The 6175-nt window shown below is 48.5% G+C and carries 7 protein-coding genes; 3 read left to right on the top strand and 4 right to left on the bottom strand.

Annotated elements, in window-relative coordinates; all coding sequences use genetic code 11:
* Positions 1-389 precede the first annotated feature (389 nt).
* Entirely contained in the window at positions 390-1730 is a 1341-nt protein-coding gene (gene pmbA / locus RSC70_RS20835) for a metalloprotease PmbA (RefSeq protein ID WP_008815237.1), read from the bottom strand.
* A 386-nt stretch (positions 1731-2116) separates the two neighbouring features.
* On the opposite strand from pmbA, the gene RSC70_RS20830 reads away from it, so the two are divergent.
* The 3 genes from RSC70_RS20830 (at position 2117) to yjgA (ending at position 3346) form a co-directional block, all read left to right on the top strand.
* Entirely contained in the window at positions 2117-2251 is a 135-nt protein-coding gene (locus RSC70_RS20830; protein WP_105375245.1) for a type II toxin-antitoxin system HicA family toxin, read from the top strand.
* Positions 2252-2273: 22 nt separating this feature from the next.
* Positions 2274-2684 (top strand): type II toxin-antitoxin system HicB family antitoxin, encoded by a 411-nt coding sequence (locus RSC70_RS20825; RefSeq protein ID WP_332543476.1) that lies wholly within the window; start codon positions 2274-2276, stop codon positions 2682-2684.
* 104 nt (positions 2685-2788) lie between these two features.
* The gene (gene yjgA, locus RSC70_RS20820; RefSeq protein WP_039184825.1) at positions 2789-3346 is read left to right on the top strand and encodes a ribosome biogenesis factor YjgA; all 558 of its coding nucleotides are present in this window, start codon (positions 2789-2791) and stop codon (positions 3344-3346) included.
* Positions 3347-3425: 79 nt separating this feature from the next.
* Here yjgA and RSC70_RS20815 read toward each other — a convergent pair whose 3' ends face one another.
* The 3 genes from RSC70_RS20815 to RSC70_RS20805 all read right to left on the bottom strand — a co-directional run bounded on the left by RSC70_RS20815 (position 3426) and on the right by RSC70_RS20805 (position 5918).
* Positions 3426-3704, bottom strand: a complete 279-nt coding sequence (locus tag RSC70_RS20815; RefSeq protein ID WP_039184822.1) for a barstar family protein — start codon at positions 3702-3704, stop codon at positions 3426-3428.
* 5 nt (positions 3705-3709) lie between these two features.
* On the bottom strand, positions 3710-4168 hold the full coding sequence (locus tag RSC70_RS20810) for a ribonuclease domain-containing protein (RefSeq protein WP_008815240.1): 459 nt from the start codon (positions 4166-4168) through the stop codon (positions 3710-3712).
* Between the two features lie 259 nt (positions 4169-4427).
* Positions 4428-5918 (bottom strand): NAD-dependent succinate-semialdehyde dehydrogenase, encoded by a 1491-nt coding sequence (locus RSC70_RS20805; protein WP_048797737.1) that lies wholly within the window; start codon positions 5916-5918, stop codon positions 4428-4430.
* Positions 5919-6175: the final 257 nt, after the last annotated feature.

Raw genomic sequence — 6175 nt, 5'->3', positions numbered from 1 at the left:
CGCGAGAGTCGAGAGGTTACGCGCTGGTAACCTCTCGTCGGACGCCTACGCCAGCAGTGTCATGGAAACAAAAATGCTGACGGGCGGACGAAAACTTTCACCATTTTTACATAGAAAGGTTCTGACGCATTTTCGTGTTGAAAGAATGCATCCTAGAACCGCCATCAGGGAAGATGGCGGTAGGTCGAGGGCGTACAGGATGTGCGCTCTGAGACCGGTCGGCCAAACGACGCGGTAAAAAGGCGCGAGAGTCGAGAGGTTACGCGCTGGTAACCTCTCGTCGGACGCCTACGCCAGCGGTTTCATGGAAACACAAATGCTGACGGGCGGACGAAACCTTTCACCGTTGATGCATAAATTCAGATGCCCTAGATGAAATGCATGTCCCTCTATTCTCCCGCTATCTTCATTGCTTCCAGCAGCGCAGAACCACACTGAATATTGCTACGCAGTTCTATATCATCACCAAGGGTGACCAGATTCGACCACATATCTTTCAGGTTACCCGCAATCGTCACTTCGCTGACCGGATATTGGATTTCACCATTCTCGACCCAGAAACCTGCTGCACCACGGGAATAGTCGCCGGTGACACCGCTTACGCCTTGCCCCATCAGCTCAGTAACCAAGAAACCAGTGCCCATTTTTTTCAGCATATCTTCGAAGCCTAAACCTTGCCCTTTGATACGCCAGTTATGGATCCCACCAGCATGCCCAGTACTTTGCATACCCAGCTTACGCGCTGAATAGCTGGTCATCAGCCAAGTCTGTAATACGCCATTCTCCACAATATTGCGTTCAACGGTACGTACCCCTTCGCTATCAAACGGTGTAGAAGCCATCCCTTTCAGTAAATGTGGCTGTTCATTGATGGTTAACCATTCAGGCAGAATTTGCTTACCTAGACTGTCGAGCAAGAACGTCGATTTGCGATACACACTGCTACCGCTGATGGCACCGACTAAATGGCCAAACAGACCGGTTGCCACCTCAGCCGCAAACATGACTGGCGCTTCCATCGTCGGCAAGCGGCGTGGCGCCAAGCGGGAGAGCGTGCGGCGCGCGCACTCTTCCCCTACCCACTCAGGGCTTTTCAGATCGTTAATGTCACGGGCGATGGTATAGGCATAGTCACGTTCCATATCGCCGTCATGCTCGGCGATAACACAGCTAGAGAGCGAATGACGACTGGAGCTGTAGCTTTGCAGCATACCGTGGCTATTGCCAAAAACTTTAATGCCATAGTGACTGTTAAAACTACCGCCTTCGGTATTGGTAATACGCGGGTCAAATTTCAACGAGCTCTGCTCAGCGCGCGCAGCCAGTTCAATACCACGTTCTGCATCTAATTCGGCAGGATGAAACAGATCGAGATCCGGCGCATCAAATGCCAGTAACTCCTTATCTGCAGGACCGGCAAAAGGATCGGGTGAAGTATAGCGTGCAATATCCAGCGCAGCCTGTACCGTACGAGCAATAGCGTCTGGGCTAAGATCCGTTGAGGATGCGCTCCCCTTACGTTGCTGATGATAAACGGTGATCCCCAACGCGCCATCGCTGTTGAATTCAACATTTTCAACTTCACCAAAACGAGTACTGATGCTAATGCCCGTGGTTTTGGTGACGGCCACTTCGGCGGCATCCGCGCCGGCTTTAGCCAGTTCTAACGCCTGTGCTACGGCGTTTTCCAGCGTCTTGCGTTGTTCTGCAACCTGAGTGATTACTTTCATCAATCTGCCATAATTATCAGAAATGGATTAAACCACCGGCGCAATCATCGCCGTAGGCCGTTATGATTGGCACCTAAAACGGTGCCAGTTTCTAAAACTAAATTAACTCTGAGTTTATCAGGAACTGAGATCAATTTCGCACAATCGCTGAAACCCACGCAAAACTGCCAACGCTTACGGATCACCGACCGTATAACTTAGACAAAAGTAAAATTAAGTGGGGTTCTTTACCTCAAGATCGTATTCACTACTCACTTTTAGACGCGCTACGCGACGATAAATTGTGTTAACCGGCTCGCAGGGTTATTATAACCCTCATATTTAGGGAGTCAGTGGCTATAATGAATAGCAGGATGCTGATCGCTGAAATCATGGCTGACGGGTGAATCCTTAAAAGGGTGAAGGGAAGCCATCATCACTTCACTCACCCCAACAAAACGGGGCTAGTGACGATTCCTCATCCTAAAAAAGATCTCCCCGCCAATACCGTAAAAAGCATCCGGCAACAGGCTGGGCTTTAGCTTCACCACCAAGAGGTTTCCTATGCTTTATCCCATTGCTATTGAATCCGGAGATCAACACCATGCTTACGGTGTAACCGTGCCTGATTTACCGGGGTGTTTCTCTGCCGGTGATACGCTCGATGAAGCGATAGCTAACGCCAAGCAAGCAATCATTAGTCATATTGAATTGCTGGTTGAAATGGAAGCCGATTTTCCAATGCCATCAAAAATCGAAGATTTATCAAACAAAGCTGAATATCAGGAATACATCTGGGCTATCGTCGAGGTTGATGTTACTCGCCTCATGGGCGGCGTAGAAAAGATTAACGTCACGCTCCCTAAGTCATTGATTGCCAGAATCGATCGCGTCGTTGCCTTACATCCTGAATATAAAAGCCGATCCGGTTTTTTAGCTCAGGCTGCGCTCGAACAGGTAACAGTGATAAAATAGAAACAAATTTGCGATAGACATGATCTCCTTAATTTCATGTAAATCATTCAACATGAATCCTGCACAACCTGATAGGATTAGCGTCTTTTTTTAAGGAATCAGATATGCAGAAGCATCCAGACGAAGACTGGTTAGACGAAGTACCCGAAAACGATATTGATAAAGACGAAGATGACGAGATCATCTGGGTCAGCAAAAGCGAAATTAAACGTGATGCCGAAGCCCTGAAAGATCTGGGCGCAGAGTTGGTCGATCTAGGCAAAAATGCGCTGGATAAAATCCCGCTGGATGCCGATCTACGTGCCGCAGTTGAATTGGCACAGCGCATCAAAAAGGAAGGCCGTCGCCGTCAGCTACAGCTGATTGGTAAAATGCTGCGTCAGCGTGACCCTGAGCCAATCCAGATTGCATTAGACAAGCTCAACAACCGTCACAACCAGCAGGTTGCTCTGTTCCATAAATTAGAACAGATCCGCGATCGTTTGATCGACGAAGGCGACGATGCTATCTCGCTGGTTCTGGAACTCTATCCGCAAGCCGATCGCCAGCAACTACGCTCGCTGATCCGTAATGCGAAAAAAGAGAAGGCCACCAATAAGCCGCCAAAGTCAGCCCGCCAGATTTTCCAATACCTGCGCGAACTGTCTGAAGAAAACGAGTAATGGCGCCTCTGCCAGTGCATCTTTCAGCGACATTTGGCGCTGAAGGCTGCACTGTTGCAGCCATATGTAAATCGACGGATTAGACCGTTTTCTCCAACATATTAAAACGCAGCGCCCCTTCGAGTTCCTCTTCCGCCTCTTCAAAAAGCAGAACCAGCGCAGCAAAGCGGCGTTTTTTACGACCGTTAAAATTGACAAAATCGATTTCGACCGGAAGTTTAATCCCCCCCGTCACCGCATCCCACAGCGCATCTAGATTGTTACCAAATTCGCTATCAAGGGAAAATTCATGACTAAACTGACGATAAAAAGCCGGAAGATCGGCGATATGATTAAAATCGAATTTAACTTTATTCATGCTGATCACTCCATTTTTGTGAACGTGCGATAGTGATCTCGCGTTATATAAATCAGTCCATCGTTAGAGTAGATCAGTCGATCTGCCTGACGACGTCCGCAATGATAATTGATATCCGCTTCTCGCCATACGCGTTTGGCTTTTTGCGGTAAACGCTTTTCGCGATTAGAAAAACGATCGCCACCAATCGCTCTACCAGGAACCGCACTACACAAATTGCCTGCACTCGCATCCCAACCTTCCGCTCTTGCCTGTTTTTTCGTGATATAAAAATCAGGCAGGCGTTGATGTTCTCGCAGATAACTCACTACGCGATCCTGCTGTGTTAACTGTTCAATGCTTTCTGAAGTAGAAACCGAAGCCGACTTCCCTTCATGACTGCTGACGGCCGCTTGGCTGTTCAGAAACGCCACTCCGCTCAACGCCAGAATGATCAGTAACCCTGTCCATAAACGCTTTGCCATACACCCTCACCAGACCATTGCTTAAAGGTTTAAAACACGAATAACTGCGAGAAATGAAACAAAAATGAATCCACACTTTTTATTTTTGGCTGCCAGATAACCGGCAAGGATTCAAAACTGCATTTGCAGCCTTCGTACTTATCATAATCGTTGAATAGGGAAACACCAGTAGGGATAAGCTGAACAAATAGGAAAAACCATCAGAGCGAGGCCAAAGTGGGTGAATACTCAACAAAAATCGTATCCACCCATCAATGGATTATAGATTTCCGAGGTGAAGTGTTTTCACTTCCATGAATTCCTCAAGGCCCAGCGTTGAACCTTCGCGGCCTAAGCCAGACTCTTTCACGCCGCCAAACGGAGCCACTTCAGTAGAAACCGAACATTCGTTAATGCCGATCATGCCACTTTCCAACAGCTCAGATACGCGGAAAACACGTGACAGATTTTGAGTATAGAAATAGGCCGCCAAACCAAATGGCGTATCGTTAGCACGCTTGATCACTTCCTCTTCCGTTTTAAAACGGTAGCAGGCTGCAACAGGACCAAAAGTCTCTTCCGAGGCCATCAACATATCTTCGTTTGCTTCAGCAATCAGCGTTGGCTGGAAGAAGTTGCCGCCCAATGCATGGCGCTGACCTCCTACCATCACTTTACCGCCGTTTTCCAATGCATCTTTAACGTGCTGTTCAACCTTATCGACACCCTTCTCGCTCACCAATGGACCAACGCTAACGCCTTCATCCATGCCGTTGCCAACTTTCAGCTTACGTATTTCATCGGCTAAGCGGCTTACAAACGTGTCATATATGCTGTCATGCAGATAAATACGATTAATACACACGCACACCTGACCCGCATTACGGAATTTGTTCGCCATGATACCTTTGATCGCAGCCTCTAAATCCGCATCTTCAAAGACGATGAATGGCGCATTGCCCCCCAACTCCATGGACACTTTCTTCATCGTTTCCGCAGCGTTACGCACCAAAGTTTTACCGACGCCCGTCGAGCCAGTAAACGAAATCTTGCGCACATCTTTGCTCGCCATGATCGCGTCGCTGATAGCCAAAGTATCACCTGAAACCGCGTTCAACACGCCATCGGGGACGCCTGCTTTTTGTGCCAATGCCAGTAAGGCAAACGCACACAGCGGCGTTTCATTGGCTGGCTTTATCAGCCCAGTGCAGCCAGCCGCCAAAGCCGGACCTAATTTGCGTGTCAGCATCGCCAGCGGGAAATTCCACGGTGTGATCGCCGCCACCACGCCAATAGGCTCACGCGTCGCCCAAATACGCGATCCCGGTTTAACCGGTGGAATGATCTCGCCATTGGCGCGTTTAGCTTCTTCGGCAAACCACTGAATGAAACTCGCCGCATAATCCACTTCGCCCATCGCTTCTTTTAAGGGCTTACCCTGTTCTGCGACCATCAATTCAGCCAAGAAAGGCTTATTTTCAACGATCAGGTGATACCAGTTTTGCAAGATCTCAGACCGCTGCTTGGCTGTCGTTTTGCGCCACGCGGGCAACGCTTCACTCGCTGCGCGAATAGCGGCCTGAGTCTCTTTCTGTCCTGCATTGGCGACTTTAGCTACCACTTCTCCCGTTGCAGGGTTTGTGACTTCATAGGTATTCGAGGCGTCCTGCCATTGACCGGCAATAAAATAGCCCGTTTTAAAGAATTCATTTTTCTTAAGTTTTTCGTGTAATGGGTTCACTTCAGCCTCCAGAATCACTGCGGTACTCATCGATACGTCGTTCTATGAGTGGTAAATAAAATGCACACTTGAAGAGTATAGAGGAAGATTTTTGAGGTGGGGGAAATTCGCTGTATCAGGTTATACAACAAAAAATGGCACCCGCTAGGTGCCACTGGGCAGGAATTCGTGGTCGACTCAATATTCTCACTCAATGAAGGTGAGAATATGGAAAGCGCAACCTGACGGCTGCTCGCTAAAAGAAATTCTGGTTGGAGATACTGAAAAAGAAGAGCCCCGTAGATGAA

The sequence above is a fragment of the Hafnia sp. genome (assembly GCF_036648275.1).
Lineage (GTDB): Bacteria > Pseudomonadota > Gammaproteobacteria > Enterobacterales > Enterobacteriaceae > Hafnia > Hafnia alvei.
The sequence above is the reverse complement of the archived record's forward strand: the minus strand, read 5'-3'. Positions and strand labels throughout refer to the sequence as shown.

Bases quoted from the DNA above. Each gene is read 5' to 3' on its own strand.
- pmbA (WP_008815237.1), bottom strand. From the start codon at position 1,730: ATGAAAGTAATCACTCAGGTTGCAGAACAACGCAAGACGCTGGAAAAC.
- RSC70_RS20805 (WP_048797737.1), bottom strand. From the start codon at position 5,918: ATGAGTACCGCAGTGATTCTGGAGGCTGAAGTGAACCCATTACACGAA.
- RSC70_RS20815 (WP_039184822.1), bottom strand. From the start codon at position 3,704: ATGAATAAAGTTAAATTCGATTTTAATCATATCGCCGATCTTCCGGCT.
- yjgA (WP_039184825.1), top strand. From the start codon at position 2,789: ATGCAGAAGCATCCAGACGAAGACTGGTTAGACGAAGTACCCGAAAAC.
- RSC70_RS20810 (WP_008815240.1), bottom strand. From the start codon at position 4,168: ATGGCAAAGCGTTTATGGACAGGGTTACTGATCATTCTGGCGTTGAGC.
- RSC70_RS20825 (WP_332543476.1), top strand. From the start codon at position 2,274: ATGCTTTATCCCATTGCTATTGAATCCGGAGATCAACACCATGCTTAC.